Here is a 21,167-nt window from a genome sequence, read left to right as displayed (position 1 = left end):
TGAGCCATCAGAAGGATCTTCGATGACACGAGTTTCGCGCAGCGTCGTTTCACCGCTGCTGGCCATTGCCGTATGCGCGGCCAGCCTGCCCGCGCCCGCGCAGGTGGTGGGCATCAATCACCCGGTGACCAGCAGCGTCATCGTCACCTCGGTGGTGAGCGTGGTGGTGGTGACCGCACCGGTGTGGCTGGTTTCGGCCGGCCTGAGCAAGGCCAGCGATGCTTCGGCCCGACGCAGCCGCGCGGCCAAGGACGCACGTGGCAAAGCCGGTCCGCTGCCGCCGCTCACCGTGGAGAAGGTGGAACGCACGCCCGAAGGCGGCATCGAAATGGCCCTGCAGAACCCGCAGGCACCGGACGAGCCGGCCGTGATTGCCTGGCCTGCGCGCGAGGACAACCCGGCAGCCGCGGTGGCGGTGGGCGACGTACTGGCGCTGACGCCCACCCAGGGCGGCGCCGGCTGGACCGTGACCACCGCCGAGGGCACGGCCTTGGCCTTCCTGCCCATCGATGCGGCGGCGGCGCAGCCGAGTGCACGTTGGTAACCCCTTGCTGTCCACCGTCCCGCGGAGCTATTGAATGAACCGGATATCCCGTCCTGCCGTTGCGCCACTGCTGGCGCTGGCCTTGCTCGCGACCAGCCTGCCGGTCAGCGCCCAGAACCTCAGCAATGCCTCGCCGGTCACCAGCAGCGTGCTCACCACCTCGGTGGTGAGCCTGGCGGTGATCACCGCACCGGTCTGGCTCAGTGCGTTGGGGGTCAGCGAACTGCATGACGCCTCCATGCCGCACAACCTGACCGCCCGGGCCGCGAAGCGGCAGAAGGCCGGCCCGCTACCGCCGCTCACCGTGGAGCGCGTGGCGCACCAGCCCGACGGCAGCTACCAGGTGGCGCTGAAGAACCCGCAGGCCCCGGATGCACCGGCCGTGGTGGCCTGGCCGGCGCGTGCCGACAACCCGGCGGCAGGGGTGAAGGTGGGCGATGTGCTGGCGTTCACGCCGACCCCGGCCGGCGCGGGCTGGATGGTGGCCGATGCCAAAGGCGCCGCGCTGGCGTTCCTGCCGACCCAGGATGCGGCGGCCACCAGCATGAGCGAACGCTTCTGACTGAACCGGTCCGGGCTGGCCCTGGGCCGGCCAAGCCCGGATAATCCGCCGCTTCCCCCGACTTCCCCGGCTCGCCATGTCCGCGCGTCCTGCCATTGCCTTTGCCCCGTTGACCCCGCGCTCGCTGCTGCTGGCGGTGCTGGCCATGGGCGCAGTGGTGCTGGGCTCGAACGTGCTGGTGCAGTACCCGATCAACGACTGGCTGACCTGGGGTGCCTTCAGCTACCCGGTGGCGTTCCTGGTCAGCAACCTGATCAACCGCCGCTTTGGGCCGGAGGCGGCACGGCGGGTGGCCTGGGCCGGGTTCGCGTTGGCGGTGCTGCTGTCGATCTGGATCGCCACCCCGCGGATCGCGGTGGCCTCGTGCCTGGCCTTCATCGCTGCGCAGCTGCTGGACATCACCGTATTCGACCGGCTGCGCCGCGGGCACTGGTGGCGCGCGCCGATGGTGGCAACGACCTGCAGCGCGACGCTGGATACGACGATTTTCTGGAGCATCGCCTTCGCCGGTTCCAGCCTGCCGTGGGTGAGCTGGGCGCTGGGCGATCTGGCGGTGAAGCTGACGATCGGCGTGTTCCTGCTGGCGCCGTTCCGCGCGTTGCTGTGGAAGATGGCACCGCGCGCGGTGTGACATTGGGCGCCGATTGCCCGGTGTAGCGCTGGCGGTCGGGTAATCGGTAGTGCCGGCCGCTGGCCGGCTCCGCAGAGTTCATGGGAGCCGGCCAGCGCCCGGCACTACCGGTGCCAGAGCGGTGCGAGGTCGATGACGGTGCAAACCGCCGTCAGCTGACGACATCGATCCGTTGTTGGAACGGCAACCCCGCCGCATCGCTTGCCGCGGTGATCATCGCGCGTGCCGCTTCCAATGCAGGTGTCGGTGGCGCCAGGCGCGGGCGGCGGTCCAGCGTGCAGGCCAGGCCCACATCCAGCAGCGCTGCGTGCGCCTCGTGCAGACCATCGCGGGTGCCGCCGGGCAGCCAGGCGATGTCGGCCAGCGCGTCGATCAGGCTGGGGGTATCGCGCGGTTGCACCACCTGCGGGTGCGTAACGGCGCTGTCGAGCACGCCGGTCTGCAGCAGGAATTCGAGATCGACAATGCCACCTGCGCCCTGCTTGAGATCGAGCCGCGCGGCATCGCTGCGGTCCAGTTCGGCACGCATGCGCGCCCGCATCTTCAACACGTCGGTGTAGAGCACGGCGTTGTCGCGCGGGCGCGCCAGCGTCTGCGCGCGCACCCGTTCGAAGTCGGCCAACAGCGAGTCATCGCCGGCGATGGCGCGGGCACGCACCAGTGCCTGGTGCTCCCAGGTCCAGGCGCGTTCGCGCTGGTATTCGGTGTAACTGGCCAGTGAGGACACCAGCGCACCTTTGCCGCCATCCGGGCGCAGCCGCACGTCGATGTCGTACAGGCGGCCGGCGGCGGTGACCGCGCCGAGCATCGCCATCACCTTCTGCGCCAGGCGCGCGTACCAGCGGCCGGGATCCAGCGGGCGTGGGCCGTCGCTGCTGTCCTGATCGGCCGGGTGATCGTGCAGGAAGACCAGATCCAGGTCCGAGCCGAAGCCCAGCTCCAGTCCGCCCAGGCTGCCGTAGCCGATGATCGCGAAACGCCCGCCGGGAATGCCGCCGTGCTGGCGCTGCATGTCGGCCTGCACCAGCGCGAGCACCGTGACGACCACCGCCTGCGCGAGTTCGGCCAGTTGCCGGGTGGTGTCGACGGCGCGCTGACGGCCATCCAGCGTGGCCATCGCCATGCGGAAGCTCAGCGCCAGCCGGGTCTCGTTGAGCAGGCGCAGCGCGGCTTCGGGATCATCGATGGTCAGCGCGACAGCGCACTCGGCCTGCATGCCCGCGGCGTCCGGCATCGGGCCGGAGACGCGCACGTCCAGCAGTTCATCGAGCAGCAGCGGATACGCCGCCAGGCGCTCGGCCAGCAGTGCGCTGCGTGCAAGCACGTCGACCAGGCGCGCCAATGCGCTGGGCTGTTCGTCGAGCAGGGCGAGATAGCTGGTCCGGCGCAGGATCGCCTGCAGCAGGCCGAGTACGCGCTTGAGCGCGGCATCCGGCTGCGGTGAGCGCGTGGCGGCGTGCAGCAGCGCCGGCAGCACGCGGTCCAGGCGCGCACGCGCGGCATCGGACAACGACTTCACCCCGGAGCTCTGCGCGAAGTCGCGCAGCGATTGATCGGCGCTGCCGGCATCGAAGAAGCCGGCTTCGGCCAGCACCTCGGCGCTGCCGTTGTCGGGCAGGCCGCGCCAGTAGCTGGCCAGTGCATCCGGCGCGGCCTGGCCACGGCGCGGTGCGAGCAGCGCGGCGAACTCGGTGCTGACGCGCTCGCGCTGCACATCCAGCGCGGCAACCAGCGCGTCCCAGTCGTCGTAACCGAGTCCGCTGGCGATGCGCAGGCGGTCGGTGGTGTCGGTGGGCAGCGCATGCGTCTGTGCATCGCGCAGCATCTGCAGGCGGTTTTCCAGGCGACGCAGGAAACCGTAGGCATGCAGCAGGTCGGCGCCGTCCTGCTCGGCCATCTGGCCGGAGGCGACCAGCGCCGGCAGCGCGTGCAGCAGACGACGCTCGCGCAGTGGCGCTTCGCGGCCCCCGCGGATCAACTGCAGGGCCTGCGCGAGGAACTCGATCTCACGGATGCCGCCGGGGCCGCGCTTGATGTCATCGTGCATCTCGCGGCGCGAGACCTCGGCGGTGATCGCGGCCTTCATTTCGCGCAGGCCATCGAGCGCGGTGAAATCCAGATAGCGGCGGTAGACGAACGGGCGCAGGGTCTGCAGCCACGCTTCGCCTGCCGCGATATCACCGGCGACGGCGCGCGCCTTCAGCCAGGCATAGCGCTCCCAGTCACGGCCTTCGCGCTGGAAGTACTGGTCCATGCCGGCGAACGACAGCGCCACGCGCCCGGCATTGCCGAACGGGCGCAGGCGCAGATCGACGCGGTGGCTGAAGCCATCCACGGTGGTGTCATCGAGCAACCGCGCGAGGCGCTGGCCAAGGCGTGCGAAGTATTCCTCGGCGGCGAGCGGGCGCGCGCCATCGGATTCGCCGCCCTGCGGGTAGGCGTAGACCAGGTCCACGTCCGAGCTGAAATTGAGTTCACCACCGCCCAACTTGCCCAGCCCGAACACGACCAGCTGCTGCGCGCTGCCGTCCGCCGCACGGACCACGCCATGGCGGCCGGTGAACTCCTGCTCCAGCGCGGAGAGCGCGAGCTGCAGGCACTCCTCCGCCAAGCAGGTAGCACCGGCAAGCGTGGCAGGCACGTCATCCTGCCCGGTCAGGTCGCGCCAGATCAGGCGCGTGGAGGCGGCGGTGCGGTAGCGGCGCAGGCGCTGCTGCCATTCGCTGGGCTGGAGTGGATCCAGTTCCGGCAGGGGCAGCGGTGGGCAGCCCTCCTGGGTGAGATGGGACAACAGCGCCGGCTGGCGGCACAGGGTGTCGATGGCGAAATCGCTGGTGACGGCCAGCGCGCGCAGGGTCGCCAGTACGGGTGCCGGAGGCGGCCAGTGGCCGCCATCGGTCAGCGACAGGGCCAGGCGCGCCAGGGCGCGATCAACCAGGGGAACAAGGGCGTCGGGGACGCGCGCGGGCGCGGCGAGGTCGGAAATCGGCATGAGGGGATTATGTGGCATCGCGGCGTGGTGTTTCCCGGCCAGGCGCCATGCCGGTGACGCGCGGGAACCCACGGACGCGTAGCGAGGCATCAGGCGGAGCGGAGCGGCGCGCCTTTGCCCGAACGGCGAGCATAAAAAAGCCCGCTTGCAGCGAACTGCCAGCGGGCTCTGCTCCCTCCCCCACGTCGGGATGCAGGTCGATCTTCTAGGGTCGGCGACGAACTTGCACGCTGCACTGCAAAACAATACTTGCGGGTACAGAAGTAGGCGGCAAACCTGAACAGGGAGGCGCCGATGTGAAAACGCCATCCCACCAAGGTAGAACCCCTCCCGCTGCATGGATCGCCGATAATGGCGATCCCCCCAAAAACGTTGTCGTCATGTCTGTCGATCGCATTGCAAACGCGCGTCTGCGTGACCGCGTTGTCTCCGCTGAAGCCGCCGCCGCCCTGATCCAGCCGGGTGAAACCGTCGCCATGAGCGGCTTTACCGGTTCAGGTTATCCCAAGGCGGTGCCGGTCGCGCTGGCGCAGCGCATCGAAGCGGTGCACGCCCAGGGCCTGCCCTTCCAGATCAGCCTGATGACCGGCGCCTCGACCGCGCCGGAGCTGGATGGCGCGCTGGCCAAGGCCGATGGCATCGCGATGCGCATGCCCTTCCAGAGCGACCCGGATGCGCGCAACCGCATCAACGAGGGCAAGCTGGATTACATCGATATCCACCTCAGCCATGTCGCCCAGCACGTGTGGTTCGGCTTCTATGGCGATATCGATACCGCGGTGATCGAGGTCTCGGCGATCCGCGAGGACGGCTCGCTGGTGCCCTCCACCTCGGTCGGCAACAACAAGACCTGGCTGGACCTGGCCAAAAAGGTCATCGTCGAGGTCAACGAATGGCAGCCGGCCGGCGTGGACGGCATGCATGACATCTACTACGGCACCGCACTGCCGCCGCACCGCAAGCCGATCCCGCTGGTGCACGCCAACGACCGCATCGGTGAGACCGCGCTGCGCTGCGACCCGGACAAGATCGTCGCCGTGGTGCGTACCAACGGCCCGGACCGCAACAGTCCGTTCAGCCCGATCGACACCACCAGCGAGCAGATCGCGGAGTATCTGATCGAGTTCCTCAAGCACGAGGTGGCCAAGGGCCGCCTGCCGGCCAACCTGCTGCCGCTGCAGAGCGGCGTGGGCAACATTCCGAACGCGGTGCTGGCCGGGCTGGCCAAGAGCGGTTTCCGCGATCTGAGCGCGTTCACCGAGGTGATCCAGGACGGCATGCTCGATCTGCTGCGCGATGGCGTGCTGAGCTACGCCTCCTGCACCGGTTTCGCGCTGAGCCCGCAGGCGAACGAGACCTTCAAGGAACACATCGATTTCTACCGCGAGCGCATCATCATGCGCACGCAGGAAATTTCGAACCATCCGGAGCTGGTGCGCCGCCTGGGCTGCATCGGCATGAACGGCATGATCGAGGCCGACCTGTACGGCAACGTCAACTCGACCCACGTGATGGGCAGCCGGATCATGAACGGTATCGGCGGCTCGGGCGACTTCGCGCGCAACGGGTTCCTGTCCGCGTTCCTGAGTCCTTCGACGGCGAAGAACGGCAGCATCTCGGCGATCGTGCCGATGGTCAGCCACGTGGATCACACCGAACACGATGTGTCGGTGATCGTCACCGAACAGGGCCTGGCCGATCTGCGCGGCCTGACTCCGCGCAAGCGCGCGCGGGTGGTGATCGACAACTGCGCGCATCCGGATTTCCGCGATCAATTGAATGACTATTTCGACCGTGCCAGCCGCGAGAGCTATGGCAAGCACACCCCGCATCTGCTGCCCGAAGCGCTGTCGTGGCACCAGCGGTGGCTGGATACCGGGACGATGAAAGCCTGATGATGCACGGTACCGACCAAGGGTCGGTACCTGCCGGGACGTTCTGTTTCCGGGTAGTGCCGGCCGCTGGCCGGCTCCTTCCGTCAGCCGCCCCGCAGGCTCGCCAGCGATTCGGCCTGCAGCCGCGCGTAGATCGCGAACTCGTCCTCCACCGTCATGCCCAACGCCTGCTCGAAGGCATCGCGGTTGGCATGTGCGGCGTAGGCGCGCTGTTCATCGCCGCCGAGATTGGACTGGAAGATGCCCGCGGCGCTGACCGGCAGGAAATCCTCGTAGACGATCGGATCGGCACTGGCCAACCCGGCGGCAATCAGCGCTTCGGCCGGCAGATCACCCACCGCACCTGGGTTGGCGCGACCGGCGTCGGTCAGGTCGTAGCGGTAGTACCCCAGGCCCTCGCGGCGCAGGGTGTCGTGGTCATCCGGGAAGGCGATGAAGGCCGCGGCCAGACGCGTCGGGTAATCCTGGCCGGTGCTGCCGGCACCTCCACTGTCGCGCGCCCGCGCAAGCAACTGGTCATACAGCGCGCGGCCCTTGGGCGTCAGCGCGAGGCCGCGCTGTTCGATCTCACCGAAACGCGCGGTATGCGTGCCGGCATCGCCAGCGTCCCCAGAGGGGAAGTGCACGGTTTCTTCCAGCGCCTTGAAGCTGGTCTGGCGCAGCAGGATCGGGCACCGACGCGGTGGTGGGCCTTCGATCACGGCCTTGGCGTCGATGCCACGGGCCAGCATGCCGTCCTGCGCGGCGTCGATGTCCAGCGTGCGCGGGGTCAGGTGATTGATATGCGGGCCGCGGAAGCTGACCACGTCGGCGATCAGCCGGTGCGCGTCATGCAGCGCGTGATAGGTATCCAGTGACACCGTGGCGTCGCCATGCCAACGGAAGGTCTCCAGCGCCTCGATGACGAAGCGGCGCGCATCGGCTTCGTCGAGGCCACCCTCGCGTTCGGCCTGCGCGATCAGGGCCAGCGCGGTGTCGGTGAAGATCCGGCGCTGGGCAAGAATGGCAGCGGACTGCTCACGCAGCGCGGCGTTCTCGATCAGCTCCAGCCGCAGCAGCGAGGTGAACACGCGGAACGGATTGCGCGCCAGCGCCTGCGCGGTGCGCGGGCGGAAGGCGGTGGAATGCACCGGCACGCCGGCCACCGAGAGGTCGTAGTAGCCGATCGGGTACATGCCCATCAGCGCGAACAGGCGGCCCAGCGTGGCCAGTTCTTCGGCCGTGCCGACCCGGATCGCACCGTGGCGTTCCTGGTCCAGCCGGGCGCGTTCATCGGTGCGGTCCAGCTGCTCGGCCAGCGCCGGATGGGCGGTCAGCACGGCATCGTTGATCTCGGCCACCAGGTCGACCAGCGTGCCGTACAGCGGCACCTCGGTGCGGTACATGGTGGACATCGCCTGGGCGAACAGGCTGCGGATATCGTCGGGTGAAACGAAACGGTCGGTGCTCATGACGTACTCGGCAACGGATCACGGGGGAAGGTGCAGCAAGCGCTGCATTGTCGCCGAGGGCAGGGGTTACCGCGATCTGCACAGCAACAAAGAAGTCCCTCAGCGCGCGGGTGGCGTGGGGCTGCTCGCCGCACGCTGGCGCTGCTCGCGGTTGCCGAGCTGGCGCTGCAGCGTCGCGTCCAGCGTCACCGGTCGGTCCCAGTGGTCATGGCTGGCGACGATGGCGTGGCGCAGGGCGCGCCAGTGCAGGTTGGTCGGCGTGACCGGCAGCTGGGCCACCACCGCATCCCAGCGTTTGGCCTCACCCTCCTCCGGTACCGTGCGCGACCACGTCTGCACGCTCTCGCGGCAGGAACGTTCGATCACATGCGCCCAGAAACAGGCGAAGTAGATGTCGCCCGCCTGCCAGCCGTGGGTGTGCATCAGCGCGGCGATATAGCCGCGCGAGACACCGGCATAGCGCGAGACTTCATCCAGAAAGCTGTCCGGGTAGCGCTCGGCGTAGTGGTTGATGTCCTGCAGCTGGGCATCCACCCAGGCATCGCCGGTGTCGACCACGTAGGCGGCAGACTTCTCCGGGGTCTGCTCGGCCGTGGCTGCACAGGGCAGCATCAGCAGCAGCGCGAGCAGGCCGGCGCGCATCATCCGGCCTGTGCGGCCTTGGCATCGATGGTCCGCAGGGCCTGCGGCCAGTCGAAGGCGGTCGGTGCGTCGACCATGCGCGGCTCGTCGTCGGCCACGCCGTGCTGGGTCTCGTGCGCCCAGGTGACTGCGTACGGGGTGTGGATACCCCAGCCACCGAGGGTGATCACCGGCTCGATATCCGAGCGCAGCGAATTGCCGACCATCACGAAGCGCTTGATCGGCAGATCGAACTCTTCCAGCACGCGAGCATAGGTTTCCGGGTCTTTCTCGGAGACGATCTCGATGCGCGGGAACAGGTCGCGCAGGTTGGCCACCTTGATCTTGGCCTCCTGATGGAACAGGTCGCCCTTGGTGATCAGCACGACCGGGTAATCGCGGGCGATCTCGGTGACCGACTCACGCACGCCGTCGATCAGCTCGACCGGGTGGCGCAGGGTGTCGTGGCCTATGTCCAGCATCTGCTGCAGGTCGCGGGCGCTGATGGTCTGGTTGGTGATCTCGATGGCGGCTTCCACCATTGACAGGGTCATGCCCTTCACGCCATAGCCGAACACGCCGAGGTTGCGCTGCTGCACTTCCAGCAGGTGGCGTGCGGTCTGCGTGTCGTGCACGTCGATGTAGCGCGACAGGATATCCAGGTAGTCCTGCTCGGCCTTGCGGTAGAAATCCTCGCTCTTCCACAGCGTGTCATCACCGTCAAAACCAACCAGGCCGATAGCGCCTTGCGGCGTGGGCAGGGAAGTCATCATCGGCCAAGGATACCAACAGCGGCCGAGCGGCCCCACCCCGGCGGCCCATAAAGAAAGGGCGGCCGAAGCCGCCCTTCCCCCTCACTGCGCTACCGGTGTCCCCGGTCCTTACTTGCTCTGCTGGGCGCCATTGCCGGCGGCCTTGCCCTGCTGGGCGGCCACGTACGCCTTGTATTCATCCGGCGAGAGCTCGCCGTCCTTGTTGGTGTCGGCCTGGTCGAACACCTGGGCAAGGCCCGCGTTCACCTGTGCCTCGGCCTTGCTGATGGTGCCGTTGCCGTCGGTATCGACGCTGGCCCACGTCTGGCCACCGCCACCACCGGCCTGCGCGGAGGCCTGCGCTGCGGCGTTGGCAGCGGTATCTGCTGCGTCACCGGCCTGCGCTGCCGCCTGCTGTGCCTGGGCGGCCTGATTCTGCGCCTGCGCGGCACTCTGCTGTGCCGACTGCGCCATCGCCGGAATGGCCAGCACACTGCCTGCGGCGACGATCAGGGCGATCAGGGGCTTGCGGTTGCGAATAGTCATTGGGGTGGTCTCCTTGGTAGGTATTGCGCGGCCTGTTGTTTCCGCACGGCCCCACACTGCCACCCCGTTTGTGAATCGATATTGCCCCTCGACCGCGCTGCGCACGCGGCCTTAACCACCTGCGCGAACGCGTGCATTACCGCAGTGGTTAGCCACAGGTGAGCGGTTGGTAATACGCCCATTCATTGGCCCCGGATTTAACCGGATGCGAACGCAATCTCACGCGGTGTTGCTGTTTTTTTCGCCTGAGCGGGAACTGAACAAAAGCCACCCCAGTGCCACACCGCCGATCGCACCGGCCACTTCGAGCACCACGCGCGAGCCCAGCTCGTTCGGATCATGGATACCGGCGAGGAACAACCGCGCATACAGCGGCGACTCCAGCCGCATCATGCCCATATAGAAGAGATTCCACGCATCGATGCCGGCCGAGGCCACCACCGCGATCACGCAGGCCCAGCCGATCGCATGCCCGTCGGTCCAGCCTGCCCAGCGACACAGGCGATGCCACAGCGCATACACCAGCAGCCCGACCAACAGCGCGATCAGCCCTGCCTCCAGCGTTCCCAGCAATCCAACGTGCAGCGGCAGGTTCATCGTGGTCCGATCCGGCGGTCAGTGCACAGTGTAGCGGTGTGCCTCAGCGGACCGGCACATCGTAGGCGGTGGTCGGCGCCGGCTCGGGCTGCAGGGTGAAATGCCACCACTCCATCGGGTAGTTGGCGAAGCCATGCCGTGCCATCGCCTGGCGCAGGTGCTGGCGGTGGCTGCGCTGGGCCTCGCTGATCTCCGGCGCATCGGTATGCGCGCGCGGGCCGAAGAAATCGAAGTCGGTGCCCATGTCCACGGGCGCGCAGGAGCCGTCGCGGCAATCGAGCAGGGTCAGATCGACCGTGGCAGCCCGGCTGTGGCCGGAGGTCTCGGCGATGTAGTCGCCAAGCAGGGCCGGCTTGTCGATGTCCGGGTACTGCAAAGCCTTGCGCGACTGCTCCTTGGGATCCTGTGCCCAGGCGACGAAGGCCTTCACCGCGTGAGCCGGGCGGTAGCAATCGTAGAGACGCAGCGCGTAGCCGTGTGCCCGCAGGTCGGCCTCCACCTGTGCGAGCGCGGTGGCCGCCGGGGCGAGCAGATAGCACTTGGGTGCGTCATAGCCGGGCACACGCTGGCCGGTGAAGTTGTCGGGGCCGGCGTACCGGATGTCCTGTTCGATCACCGGTGCCAGCGTGCGGATGTCGACCAGTCCGGCCTCGGCCACATCGCGCGCGGGCGAGATCGTCACCGCTGGCGCTGCCGCGTGGGCACTGCCGGCCAGCAGCGCCAGCAGCGCCAGCAGCAGCGCGCTACGGACAATCGCCGGTGCGGGTGAAGTGCAGGTCCTGGTAGTCATAACTGAAGTCGATCTCCGGATCGATCGCGGCCAAGGTCAGGGCGGGCGTCGCGCCTGGCTGCAACTGCAACCAGGGCTCGGCATCGGCCCCGAGCGTATCCCACTGCACCAGCCAGCGCTCACCGAGCTGCATGACCTGGCCGCGCAGCATCGGCGACTTGGCGACGCTGAAACGCAGCACGCCCTGCTCCGGGCAGAGCAGCGCCTCGCCCAGCCACGGATCGCGATAACGGCCGTGCGCGGCGGCGGTGGTGCGAAGCGAGGCGGGTCGGCGCGCGCCGGTATCCGGGCGCACCTGCCCGGCTTCGCGGCGGCCAGTGCGCTCCTGGTCCAGCAACGCCAGATAATGGCTCGCGTCTACCGTTTCTTCCGGTGCGGTGTAGTGCTTCAACGCGGCCTGCATCAGCGCGGTGCGTGCATCCTCGGCGTCGCTGTTGATCAGGATTACCACGCCGACCTTGCGGTCCGGCAGCAGCGCGAGCGAGGAGTACATCCCGGACAGCGTGCCGGTGTGGGCCACCTTCCACTGGCCGTCCATGTCCGACACGCGCCAGCCGTAGCCGTAGGCGGACACATGTGCGTTGTCCCAGCGACGTTGGCGCTCGCCCAGCGGCATCGGCATGTGCGCGGTCCACAGCGCGCGGCGCTGCGCCGTGCTCAGCCAACCAGGAACCAGCGCCGGATCGAGCAGCACCTGCATCCAGCGGGTCATGTCGCGCAGGCTGCAGCGGATGCCACCGGCGGCCATCGAGGTCAGATCGGCACTGGTGTCACCATCGGCACCACGCACCACATTGCGGCCGTCTTTCCGCGTGTGCGGCTGGGCAACGTTGCCGACCGCCGCGACCGACCACGCGCCGACCTGGCAGCGATCCATGCCCAGTGGCGAGAAGACTTCCTCGCGCAGCAGTTGATCGTACGGCTTGCCACCGGCGGCGGCGGCGACTTCGCCGGCGACCACATACATCAGGTTGTCGTAGGCATAGCCGCTGCGGAAGCTGGTGACCGGCTTGAGGTGGGCCAGCCCGGCGATGATGTCCTGGCGGGTGAAGCGGTTCGGCTCGGGCCACAGCATCAGATCGCCCGCGCCCAGGCCCAGGCCGCTGTTGTGGATCAGCAGATCACGCACCTGCATCTGCTGCGTGACCCACGGGTCGTGCATGCGGAACTGCGGCAGGTACTTGATGACTGGATCGTCCCAGCGCAGGAGACCGCGGTCGACCAGCCGGGCGAGCAGCGCGGCGGTCATCGCCTTGCTGTTGGAGGCGATCTTGAACAGGGTATCCGGATCGATGGCCTCGCCCTGCCCGGCGCGGCGCTCGCCGCGGGTGCCGATGAAGACGGGGTTGCCATCGTCGACGACGGCCATGGCGATGCCCGGCAGCTGTTCGTGGGCGACCGTCTGATCGAGCAGGCGATTGAAGGTGTCAGCGGGCTCGGCTGCCCATGCGCTGGGGGCGATGGCCAGGGTGCAGGCCAGGCCAAGCGTGAGAAGGCGGGATCGACTGTGTGTTGAAGCGCGTGACGGCATGGGTTCCCTCGTCATGACCGGAGGGCGTGCTTCTTTGGCCGCCGGTTGAAAGCTGTACCGACCACCGGTCGGTACCTACCGGATGGCGGTGAAGGCAGGTGCCGACTCACGGTCGGCACCTGCCACGTGCGCACCGGATCAGAAGTTCCAGGTCACCATCAGCTGCGTGTACCGCGGGGCCTGCCAGCGGGTGCCGGTGTTGAAGGTGTTCTCGCGCACCTGGCCCGGCTGGGCTTCATAACGCTGGTGCACGTTGATGACGGTCTGGTTGTTGAACAGGTTGTAGACCGACAGGCGTGCGCTCAGGTCGATGCCCTCCACCGGCAGCCGCCAGGTGACGTTGGCGCCCATGGTCCAGGTCCACGGCAGGCGACCGAAGGCGCCGCGCGGGCTGTACTCGAACTGGCGCTGGTTGTACGCGCCCGAGCAGTTGGCCACGCACAGCCAGCCGGTACCGCCGCCGCTGCCTTCACTGGAGGTGCTGCCGCCGGCCACGGTGTCGTTGGGCCACATCACGCCGAAGGCGGTGATCGGGCCACCGGACACCACCTGCAGCGTGGTGCCGAACGACCACTGCTCGTTCAGCGCGTAGGCGGCGCGGAACTTGAACTGATGGCGGAAGTCGTTGAACAGCGGGCCATAGCGCTGGTTGTTGGACGGATGATCCCAGTGCTGGACCATGCCGGTGTCGCCGTAGTTGGTATCCGAATTGACCGGACCTTCGAAGTTGCCATCGCTGCGCGACCACAGATAGGACGCGTTGAACAGCCACTTCTCATCCCACGCACGGTCGATCTGGAATTCCAGCGCCTTGTAGGTGCGCTTGGGCTTGGAATAGCCCACCACCTCCAGGCTGCCGCCCTTGCGGTAGCCATCCTTGGAGGTGTCGATGGTGATCCAGCCTTCGGTGGCGCAGCCGATACTGGAGTCGCCCCAGATGGTCAGGCTCTCGCCCGGGTTGGCGATCGGCCACAGGGTGGTGCCCGTCGGGCCGCACGGGGTGTGGTTGATGCGCATGTCATCCAGCGCGCGGTCCATCTTGCGGTAGGTCGCGTTGACGCCCCACGACCAGGCCTGGTTGATCATGGTCTGGAAGCCGAGGATGTACTCGTCCTGGTAGACCGCCTTCAGGTCCTTGTCCACGCTCTGGCGCAGGTCGGCCGCGCCGGTGTTCATGCGGGTATCGACCGGCCCGATCTGCTGGCCGATGACCGGGGCCATGTACGGCGCGCCGGTGACCGGGTTGGCCTGCTGCTGCCAGCCGTTGAGCACGTAGTAGGAGTACTCGTCGGTGAGCCCACCGGCGAAGTTGACGTTGATGTTGTTGGTCACCGGCAGGTAATAGCGGCCGGCATTGCCGAACAGCTTGGTGCTGCCGTCGCCCTTCATGTCCCAAGAGAAGCCGAAGCGCGGCGCGATCAGGTCGTCCATCTTGATGAAGGCGTCGCCATCGGCGGTGCGGTTCTCGAAGCGGTCCCAGCGCACGCCGAGGTTCAACATCAGGTTCGGGGTGATGTTCCAGATGTCTTCCAGGTAGAACGCGTTGGCTTCCGTCTCGAAGGTGCCGCCGGACACGCGGTTGCGTGCGCGCAGCATCTCGGTCACACCGGCCGGCACATAGGCGTTGGCGCCATCCCACACTTCATCGCCGGGCCGGGCGACGTAGGCGGTGTAGCTGAGCTGGGTCGGGCCCGGGTAGCGGGTAGACTGCTCGGTGGTCATCAGCTCGCGGTCAACGCCGAAGCGCAGCAGGTGCGTGCCCAGCTGCCATTCGAAGTCCAACCGCGCGACTTCACGCGTGTCGTCGCGTTCGGCAACGGCGGCGCCGGTGGGATGGCAGCCCGGGCGCAGGCCGTTGAGCTTGCCCAGACGTGATGCATAGCTGGCATCGGTGAATACCGGGCTGCACGCTTCATCCAGCGAGGAGCTGGTGAAGGCGCGCTGATTGTTCTCGCCCACCATGGCACGCGCGGTGAAGTTCTCGCCGAAGTGACCGGTGTAGGTTGCCGACCAGTTCTTGCCACCGGTCTCGGTGACCGAGTCGCCACCCCAGGCACCGATCTGATCGTCATCCCAATCGTAGTTGTACGCGCCGTTGGTGATCTCGCCTTCATCGGAGAACGCCAGCAGCGCCAGGCTGTGGTTGTCGTTGATGTTCCAATCCAGCTTGGCGCCCCAGAAGCCGTTGTCGCTCTTGTTCTTGAACCAGCTCAGCGCGTCGGAGGAGGTGTTGTGGCCGGTGTCGTCGCGATCTTCATACATCGCGAACAGGAACAGCTTGTCCTTGATGATCGGGCCGGAGCCCCAGACGTTGGTCTTCAGGAACGAGCTGTTGTCGCGGCTGGCATAGGAATGCGGCGTGCCGTCGCGGTGGAAATGGTCACGCGGGCTGGAGCGCAGCGCGCTCGGTTCGGCGGTGACTTCCACACCGCCCTGGAACTCGTTGGTGCCCGAGCGTGTCACCGCGTTGATCACGCCGCCGGTGGAGCGCCCGAACTCGACCGAGTAGCCACCGGTCTTGACCTGGAATTCGTTGAAGAACCCGAACGGCGCGCTGGAGAAGCCACGACGGGTGTACATGTCGGTGACGTTCAGGCCGTTGATGAAGACCGCGTTCTCAGCCACCGAGGAACCGGCGAAGGACAAGCCACCGAACGAGGAATTGCCGCCGACCACGCCGGGTGCCAGCAATGCCACTGCCGATAGATCCTGCGCCACGGGCAGGCGCGACAGCTCCTGGCGGTTGACGTTGAACGAGGTTTCGGTGGAATACACATCCACGCGATTGACCACGCGGGCACCGATCACCTGCAGCGCATCGAGGTTGACCACGTCGCCGCTGCTGGCCAGGTTGACCGTGGTGGTACCGCCGACTGCCACGCTCACCGCGAACGGCTCGCCCAGCTTCTGGCCATCACGGCTGAGCTGCAGCTGGTAATCGCCGACCGGCAACTGGCCCAGGCGGTAGCTGCCATCGCCACTGGCGGTGACCGTACGGGTCAGGCCGGTCGCGTTGCTGACCACCGTCACCTGGTCACCGGCCGTGGCACGACCGGCCACGGCACCACTGACGTTCTGTGCCGAAGCGCCCATCGGCACCAAGCTGCCCAGACACACCCCCAGCGCGGCGTACAACGCCGCACGCTTCAATCGCTTTGCATTCATTCCCTGCTCTCTCCTGCAGATGTGGAATCGTGGATACCGCCGTTTACCGCTTTGCCGCCAGTGGCACCACGTGCGACTGGACGTCGTAATTCCATTGATCGAAGTACAGGTTGCCGCCGGACCACTCGGCCTCACCGCGCTGGGAATCCACCGTGTCCGAGCGGACGTGCTGCTTGGCTGGCACCAGCGGCTGGCCGTAGTCGTCGTTGAAGGCGATGCGATAGGCATCCAGCCCGCCCAGATAGAAATCGCGCAGCGCCGGCTGCAGGCTGTCCAGCCGCCCGGTGGTGACATCCATCGGCACCCAGCCATACGGGGCCAGATACACCGCGCCCCAATCGTGCAGATTGTTGTAACCGACCGCATCGTCCGAATACACCATGCCGGACTGCCAGCGCGCGGGAATACCGTTCAGGCGCAACAGGGCGATCAGCAGCAGCGTCTGCTGCCCGCAGTCGGCATGGCCGGCGTGCAGGGCGTAATCGCTGATGTTGGCGATCGTCGCGTACTCGCGCGCACCGGCCCACGGAATGGCGTCCACCGCGTCGAACAGCGTCTGCACGATCCGGTAGGGATCGGTCTCAGTCCCGACCACCTGCTGCGAGTACGCACGCAGCGCCGGGGTGAACAGGATGTGCGGCGCCTGCTCGGCGAGGTACGGCTTCAGCGCAGGATCGTCCGGGGTGGGCTGGACCCTGGCCGGATCGATCTCGATATGCCGCGCGTACACAGTCACTGCGTAGCGGATCTGGAACTCCGTGGGCGTGCCGGCCACCGCCTTGCGCTCCAGGTAGGCGGTCCGCTGCAGCGTGGCTTCAGGCGCCACCTGCGCACCGGCCGGCGTACTCGCGATCCAGGTGATGTCTTCCTGCTGGCCAGCAATGGCGCGCGGGTAAGGAATCCACGCGCGGATCGTTTCGCCGGCAGGCACGGCATCGGGTGTGACCACCAGCGACTGGGTCACCTCGATGCGGCGCGGCACCAGGCTGGTCGCGCCGGTAGCGCGGGCGGCGGCGACGATCTCTTTGTGGTGAGGGTGCAGGTGCTCGTAAGGGCCGTCCTTCGGCACCGGGGCATCGGGCGCGCGCCGGGCGCGTGCCTCGGCGCTGATCCGGAACAGATTGGACGGCGCGCGTTTGAAGTAGCGGCGCTGGCCATCGATATCCAGGTGTTCGAGCAAGCCGGCCGCCTCCCAGCGTGCGAACTCGTCCTCGCGAAGGTCGGGGATCTGCTTGCGCAGCTGCGCTTTGGCAGCCGCCGCATCCAGGGTGAAGTCCAGGCGCATGCGTCGCATGCGTTCGCGCTCGAAGGCATAGGCCTGACGATCGGCTGCCGACAGGCGCGGATCCTGCAACGCCGTCGCGATGTCGGCCTCGGCCTGCGCGAACGCACCGCGGTCGATCCCGGCGATCACCGTCGGCAGCGCGGCCGGCGCAGCGGCCAGCCCCCACGGCGTTGCCAGCAGACCAGCGCACAGGCACCAGACAGCAGGCAGAGGCAATCGCGGTTTGCGCATCACAGGATCCACGGCGACACTTCCCAAGGTGCGGGTGGGGTAATCGCTGTGTAACACGGGCCTGATAGCCGGTCAATAATTTATTCTTGCTTTCGCCGAAAAAAGGAATAAATATTCCTGATGCTTCCGAGGAGGGTGACCGCGTGATGATCCTGGCTTCCCCCCACCGCCCCGTGCGGTCCCGCTGGTTGTCGCGCACCGTGTTGGCTGCGGTGCTCGCGGCCAACCTCGCGCCGACATGGGCCGAGGCGCCGCGTGCTGCGCCCACCGCCAATTTCGGCGGGGTCATCGCCCTGCGCGAGGCGTATCTCGCGCCCGGCTTCTGGGCCGATCGCCTGCCCGATCCGGACCGCGTGATCCTCGATCGCGCGGCTATCGCCGCGCAGAACGCCCGCATGCGTGCCGAAGACGGCTCGATCCACGATCTCCGCACGCTGCCAGCGCAGCTGCCCCGCGACCAGGTGCTGGGCAGCATCCAGTCGCTGTCCACGTGGCCGGAGCGCACGCTGTATGGCCAGGATGGCAAGCCCATCAGCGACGGGCAGCGCAGTGAGACGCTGGCCAATCTCGCACTGGACGCGATACCGGCGCAGCGCGCCCTGCAGTACGGCCTGGTCACCCATCGTGCCGCGCTGCGGGCGTTCCCGACCACGCTGCGGGTCTTCAGCAGCCAGGGCGACACCGACATCGACCGCTTCCAGGAGTCGGCGCTGTTCCCCGGCGACGCGGTGGCGGTGCTGCATGAAAGCGCCGACGGGCGCTGGCTGTTCATCACCAGTGAACGGTATTCGGCGTGGATCGAGAAGCGCTTCGTGGGTATCGGTGATGCGGACACCGTGCTCGGCTACGGTCAGCACGGTCCTTACCGCGTGGTCACCGGCGCCACGGCGTTCACCGCCTACACCCCCGAGGAACCGCGCGTGTCGCGGCTTCAACTGGACATGGGCGTGCGCCTGCCGGTGATCGCCGAGTGGCCGCTGGAGAAGACCGTCAATGGCCAACAGGCCCACGCGGCGCATGTGGTGCAGTTGCCGGTGCGCGATGCCGAGGGCCGTCTGGCACTGATCCCGGCGCTGCTGCCGCGCTCGCAGGACACCGCGGACGACTACCTGCCGCTGACCCCGCGCACACTGCTGACCCAGGCCTTCAAGTTCCTCGGCGAACGCTACGGCTGGGGCCACGATTACGACACCCGCGACTGCAGCGGCTTCGTCTCGGAAATCTACCGCAGCGTCGGCGTGCTGATGCCACGCAACACCAGCGCGCAGGCGATCAGCCCCGCGCTGGACCGCATCGCCTTCACCGCGAAGGACCGCAAGCCCACGCGCGATGCCGCGGTAAAAGCACTGCAGGTCGGCGATCTGGTCTACATCCCCGGCCACGTGATGATGGCGATCGGCCACATCGACGGCCGTACCTGGCTGATCCATGACACCGCCGGCGGCGGCTGGATCGGCGCGGACGGCAAGCGCGTGCAGGCCCATCTCAACGGCGTGTCGGTCACTCCGCTGGAGCCGATGATGGCCAGCGATACCGTGAGCTACATCGACCGCATCACCAACATCCAGCGCCTTCGGCCACAGACCCCCTGAATGAAGATCACCGACATCGAACTCGGCATGCTGCGCGTGCCGCTGAAGACCCCGTTCAAGACCGCGCTGCGCACCGTGGACACCGTTGAAGACGTGGTGGTGCTGGTCCGCACCGACAGCGGCCACACCGGCTACGGTGAGGCGCCGGCCACGGCGGTGATCACCGGCGATACCCACGGCTCGATCATCGAGGCCATCGACAGCTTCATAAAACCGCGCCTGATCGGCGAGGACGTGGCTAACCTCAACCGGCTCTGCGGGCTGATCCAGACCTCGATGGAACGCAACACCAGCGCCAAGGCGGCGGTGGAGATCGCGGTCTACGATCTGTGGGCGCAGCTGCACAACGCACCGCTGTACCGCATGCTCGGCGGTGGCGACCCGGTGATCACCACCGACATCACCATCAGCGTGGATTACATCGACAAGATGGTGGCCGACTCGCTCTCGGCGATCGAACGCGGCTTCGAGTCGCTGAAGATCAAGGTCGGCAAGGACATCGGCCTGGACATTGAGCGCGTCAAGGCGATCCACGCTGCGGTGCAGGGTCGCGCCCTGCTGCGGCTGGATGCCAACCAGGGCTGGACCGCCAAGCAGGCCGTGCACGCGATGCGTGCGCTGGAAGAAGCCGGCGTGGTACTGGAGCTTCTGGAGCAGCCGGTCAAGGCCGCCGACATCAGTGGCCTGAAGTACGTCACCGACCGCGTCAACACCCCGGTGATGGCCGATGAAAGCGTGTTCAACCCCGGCCAGGTGTTCGACCTGATCCAGCAGCGCGCCGCCGACATCATCAACATCAAGCTGATGAAGACCGGCGGGTTGTCCAACGCGATCCGCATCGCCGACATCGCCGCGATCTACGGCGTGCCGTGCATGATCGGCTGCATGATCGAATCGAGCATCTCGGTGGCCGCCGCCGTGCACCTGGCCGTCGCCAAGAGCGACATCATCACCAAGGTGGATCTGGACGGGCCATCACTGGGCCAGTTCAACCCGGTCACCGGTGGGGTCAACTTCAACGAATCGGAGATCACCATCAGCGATGCGCCCGGGCTGGGCATCACGGAAGTACGTGGGCTGGACATGATCACGCCGCGGCGGTGGTCCTGACCCCGTGCCCATGCCGCCCCTGGTGAAAATCCGCTCCGAGCGTGACCACATGTCGGCGATCGAACGTCGCATCGCCGACTTCATCCTCGACAACGCCCACCTCCTGCGCGATTACTCCTCCCAGCAGTTGGCCAGTGCATTGGGGATCAGCCAGTCCAGCGTGGTCAAGTTCAGCCAGAAGCTCGGCTTCAAGGGCTACCCCGATCTCAAGTACTCCATCGGCGAGGCCGTCGCGCGCGCCGGCAACGATCCGCACAGCCGACCACCCGCGCCGGAGGCGGCCGACGGCTTCTCCCAGATCGCCGAGCGGCTGCGCGCAAGCAAAGCCGCCGCCGAAGAAGAAACCTGGCTGGCCAATCCACAGGCCGACATCGAAGCCATCGTGCAGCTGATCGACGGGGCGCCCAAGGTGTTCGTCTACGGTCTGGGCGATGACGGCCTGTACGCGCGTGAGTTCGCCACGCGGCTGTCGCTGCTCGGCATGCTCACCGTGCACCACGCCGATCCGATCCTGATGATGGCCAACCTCTCGGCCGCGCGGCCCGGGGATGCGATGCTGGTGTTCTCCGAGTTCGGCAAGCTGCCGCAGTTGTTCCAGCTGTCGCGCCAGTTCCAGGACATGGGCGGCAAGGTGGTCTCGATCACCCGCCACAGCGCCAACCCGCTGCGCGCGCATGCCGATGCCAGCCTGGTGCTGTGCGCCCACGACCCGGCGCCGCACGTGGCGCAACTGCTGTACCGTTCCTCATTGCAGTCCCTGCTGGATGTTGTCTTCGTCCTGCTGTGCCACGCCAACCCGGACCGCCACCGCCAGCTCGGGGTGAACCTGGAACGGATCGAACACCTGATCGACAGCTGATCCCTGGAGTCCG

17 protein-coding genes are annotated in these 21,167 nt (G+C 67.3%); 7 read left to right on the top strand and 10 right to left on the bottom strand.

Going from position 1 to position 21,167, the window contains the following annotated elements:
• Positions 1-22 precede the first annotated feature (22 nt).
• The 3 genes from ACWV8V_RS15585 to ACWV8V_RS15575 all read left to right on the top strand — a co-directional run bounded on the left by ACWV8V_RS15585 (position 23) and on the right by ACWV8V_RS15575 (position 1,737).
• Entirely contained in the window at positions 23-544 is a 522-nt protein-coding gene (locus ACWV8V_RS15585) for a hypothetical protein (RefSeq protein WP_346467199.1), read from the top strand.
• Between the two features lie 34 nt (positions 545-578).
• Positions 579-1,106, top strand: a complete 528-nt coding sequence (locus tag ACWV8V_RS15580) for a hypothetical protein (protein WP_121042318.1) — start codon at positions 579-581, stop codon at positions 1,104-1,106.
• A gap of 76 nt (positions 1,107-1,182) precedes the next feature.
• A complete protein-coding gene (locus ACWV8V_RS15575) occupies positions 1,183-1,737 on the top strand; it encodes a queuosine precursor transporter (RefSeq protein ID WP_259261656.1) in 555 nt (184 codons plus the stop codon).
• Positions 1,738-1,888: 151 nt separating this feature from the next.
• Here the strand turns inward: ACWV8V_RS15575 and glnE are convergent, their stop codons facing one another.
• Entirely contained in the window at positions 1,889-4,729 is a 2,841-nt protein-coding gene (glnE, locus tag ACWV8V_RS15570; protein ID WP_455900162.1) for a bifunctional [glutamate--ammonia ligase]-adenylyl-L-tyrosine phosphorylase/[glutamate--ammonia-ligase] adenylyltransferase, read from the bottom strand.
• A 380-nt stretch (positions 4,730-5,109) separates the two neighbouring features.
• Between glnE and ACWV8V_RS15565 the strand changes: the two genes are divergently transcribed.
• Complete coding sequence (locus ACWV8V_RS15565) at positions 5,110-6,624, top strand: acetyl-CoA hydrolase/transferase family protein (protein WP_455900161.1); 1,515 nt, start codon at positions 5,110-5,112, stop codon at positions 6,622-6,624.
• 83 nt (positions 6,625-6,707) lie between these two features.
• Here the strand turns inward: ACWV8V_RS15565 and hglS are convergent, their stop codons facing one another.
• The 9 genes from hglS to ACWV8V_RS15520 all read right to left on the bottom strand — a co-directional run bounded on the left by hglS (position 6,708) and on the right by ACWV8V_RS15520 (position 17,605).
• Complete coding sequence (gene hglS / locus ACWV8V_RS15560) at positions 6,708-8,075, bottom strand: 2-oxoadipate dioxygenase/decarboxylase HglS (protein ID WP_455900160.1); 1,368 nt, start codon at positions 8,073-8,075, stop codon at positions 6,708-6,710.
• Positions 8,076-8,174: 99 nt separating this feature from the next.
• Positions 8,175-8,720: a hypothetical protein gene (locus ACWV8V_RS15555; protein ID WP_455900159.1), complete on the bottom strand. Its 546-nt coding sequence runs from the start codon at positions 8,718-8,720 to the stop codon at positions 8,175-8,177.
• The gene (locus ACWV8V_RS15550; protein WP_455900158.1) at positions 8,717-9,469 is read right to left on the bottom strand and encodes an HAD family hydrolase; all 753 of its coding nucleotides are present in this window, start codon (positions 9,467-9,469) and stop codon (positions 8,717-8,719) included. The genes ACWV8V_RS15555 and ACWV8V_RS15550 overlap by 4 nt, the downstream gene beginning before the upstream one ends.
• A 108-nt stretch (positions 9,470-9,577) precedes the next feature.
• Complete coding sequence (locus ACWV8V_RS15545) at positions 9,578-9,994, bottom strand: EF-hand domain-containing protein (RefSeq protein ID WP_259262113.1); 417 nt, start codon at positions 9,992-9,994, stop codon at positions 9,578-9,580.
• A gap of 219 nt (positions 9,995-10,213) precedes the next feature.
• Positions 10,214-10,591, bottom strand: coding sequence for a hypothetical protein (locus tag ACWV8V_RS15540; protein WP_121042305.1), 378 nt, complete (start codon positions 10,589-10,591; stop codon positions 10,214-10,216).
• Positions 10,592-10,634: 43 nt separating this feature from the next.
• The gene (locus tag ACWV8V_RS15535) at positions 10,635-11,381 is read right to left on the bottom strand and encodes a M15 family metallopeptidase (protein WP_455900157.1); all 747 of its coding nucleotides are present in this window, start codon (positions 11,379-11,381) and stop codon (positions 10,635-10,637) included.
• Positions 11,335-12,912 carry a serine hydrolase domain-containing protein gene (locus tag ACWV8V_RS15530; protein ID WP_455900156.1) on the bottom strand — a complete coding sequence of 526 codons (1,578 nt, stop codon included), beginning with the start codon at positions 12,910-12,912 and terminating at the stop codon, positions 11,335-11,337. Before ACWV8V_RS15530 ends, ACWV8V_RS15535 begins: the two co-directional genes overlap by 47 nt.
• A 138-nt stretch (positions 12,913-13,050) precedes the next feature.
• A complete protein-coding gene (locus tag ACWV8V_RS15525) occupies positions 13,051-16,077 on the bottom strand; it encodes a TonB-dependent receptor (protein WP_152153766.1) in 3,027 nt (1,008 codons plus the stop codon).
• 43 nt (positions 16,078-16,120) lie between these two features.
• A complete protein-coding gene (locus ACWV8V_RS15520) occupies positions 16,121-17,605 on the bottom strand; it encodes a transglutaminase-like domain-containing protein (protein ID WP_455900155.1) in 1,485 nt (494 codons plus the stop codon).
• Between the two features lie 134 nt (positions 17,606-17,739).
• On the opposite strand from ACWV8V_RS15520, the gene ACWV8V_RS15515 reads away from it, so the two are divergent.
• Genes ACWV8V_RS15515 through ACWV8V_RS15505 form a run of 3 tightly spaced genes read left to right on the top strand, consistent with a single transcriptional unit; the run spans position 17,740 to position 21,154 of the window.
• Positions 17,740-19,185 (top strand): C40 family peptidase, encoded by a 1,446-nt coding sequence (locus ACWV8V_RS15515; RefSeq protein WP_455900154.1) that lies wholly within the window; start codon positions 17,740-17,742, stop codon positions 19,183-19,185.
• The gene (locus tag ACWV8V_RS15510; protein ID WP_259262107.1) at positions 19,186-20,295 is read left to right on the top strand and encodes a dipeptide epimerase; all 1,110 of its coding nucleotides are present in this window, start codon (positions 19,186-19,188) and stop codon (positions 20,293-20,295) included.
• Positions 20,296-20,305: 10 nt separating this feature from the next.
• Positions 20,306-21,154, top strand: a complete 849-nt coding sequence (locus ACWV8V_RS15505) for a MurR/RpiR family transcriptional regulator (RefSeq protein ID WP_455900304.1) — start codon at positions 20,306-20,308, stop codon at positions 21,152-21,154.
• Positions 21,155-21,167: the final 13 nt, after the last annotated feature.

Source organism: Stenotrophomonas sp. Ker107b (assembly GCF_053847245.1).
Note: the sequence above shows the minus strand (reverse complement) of the source record. Positions and strands in the feature narration are given on the sequence as shown.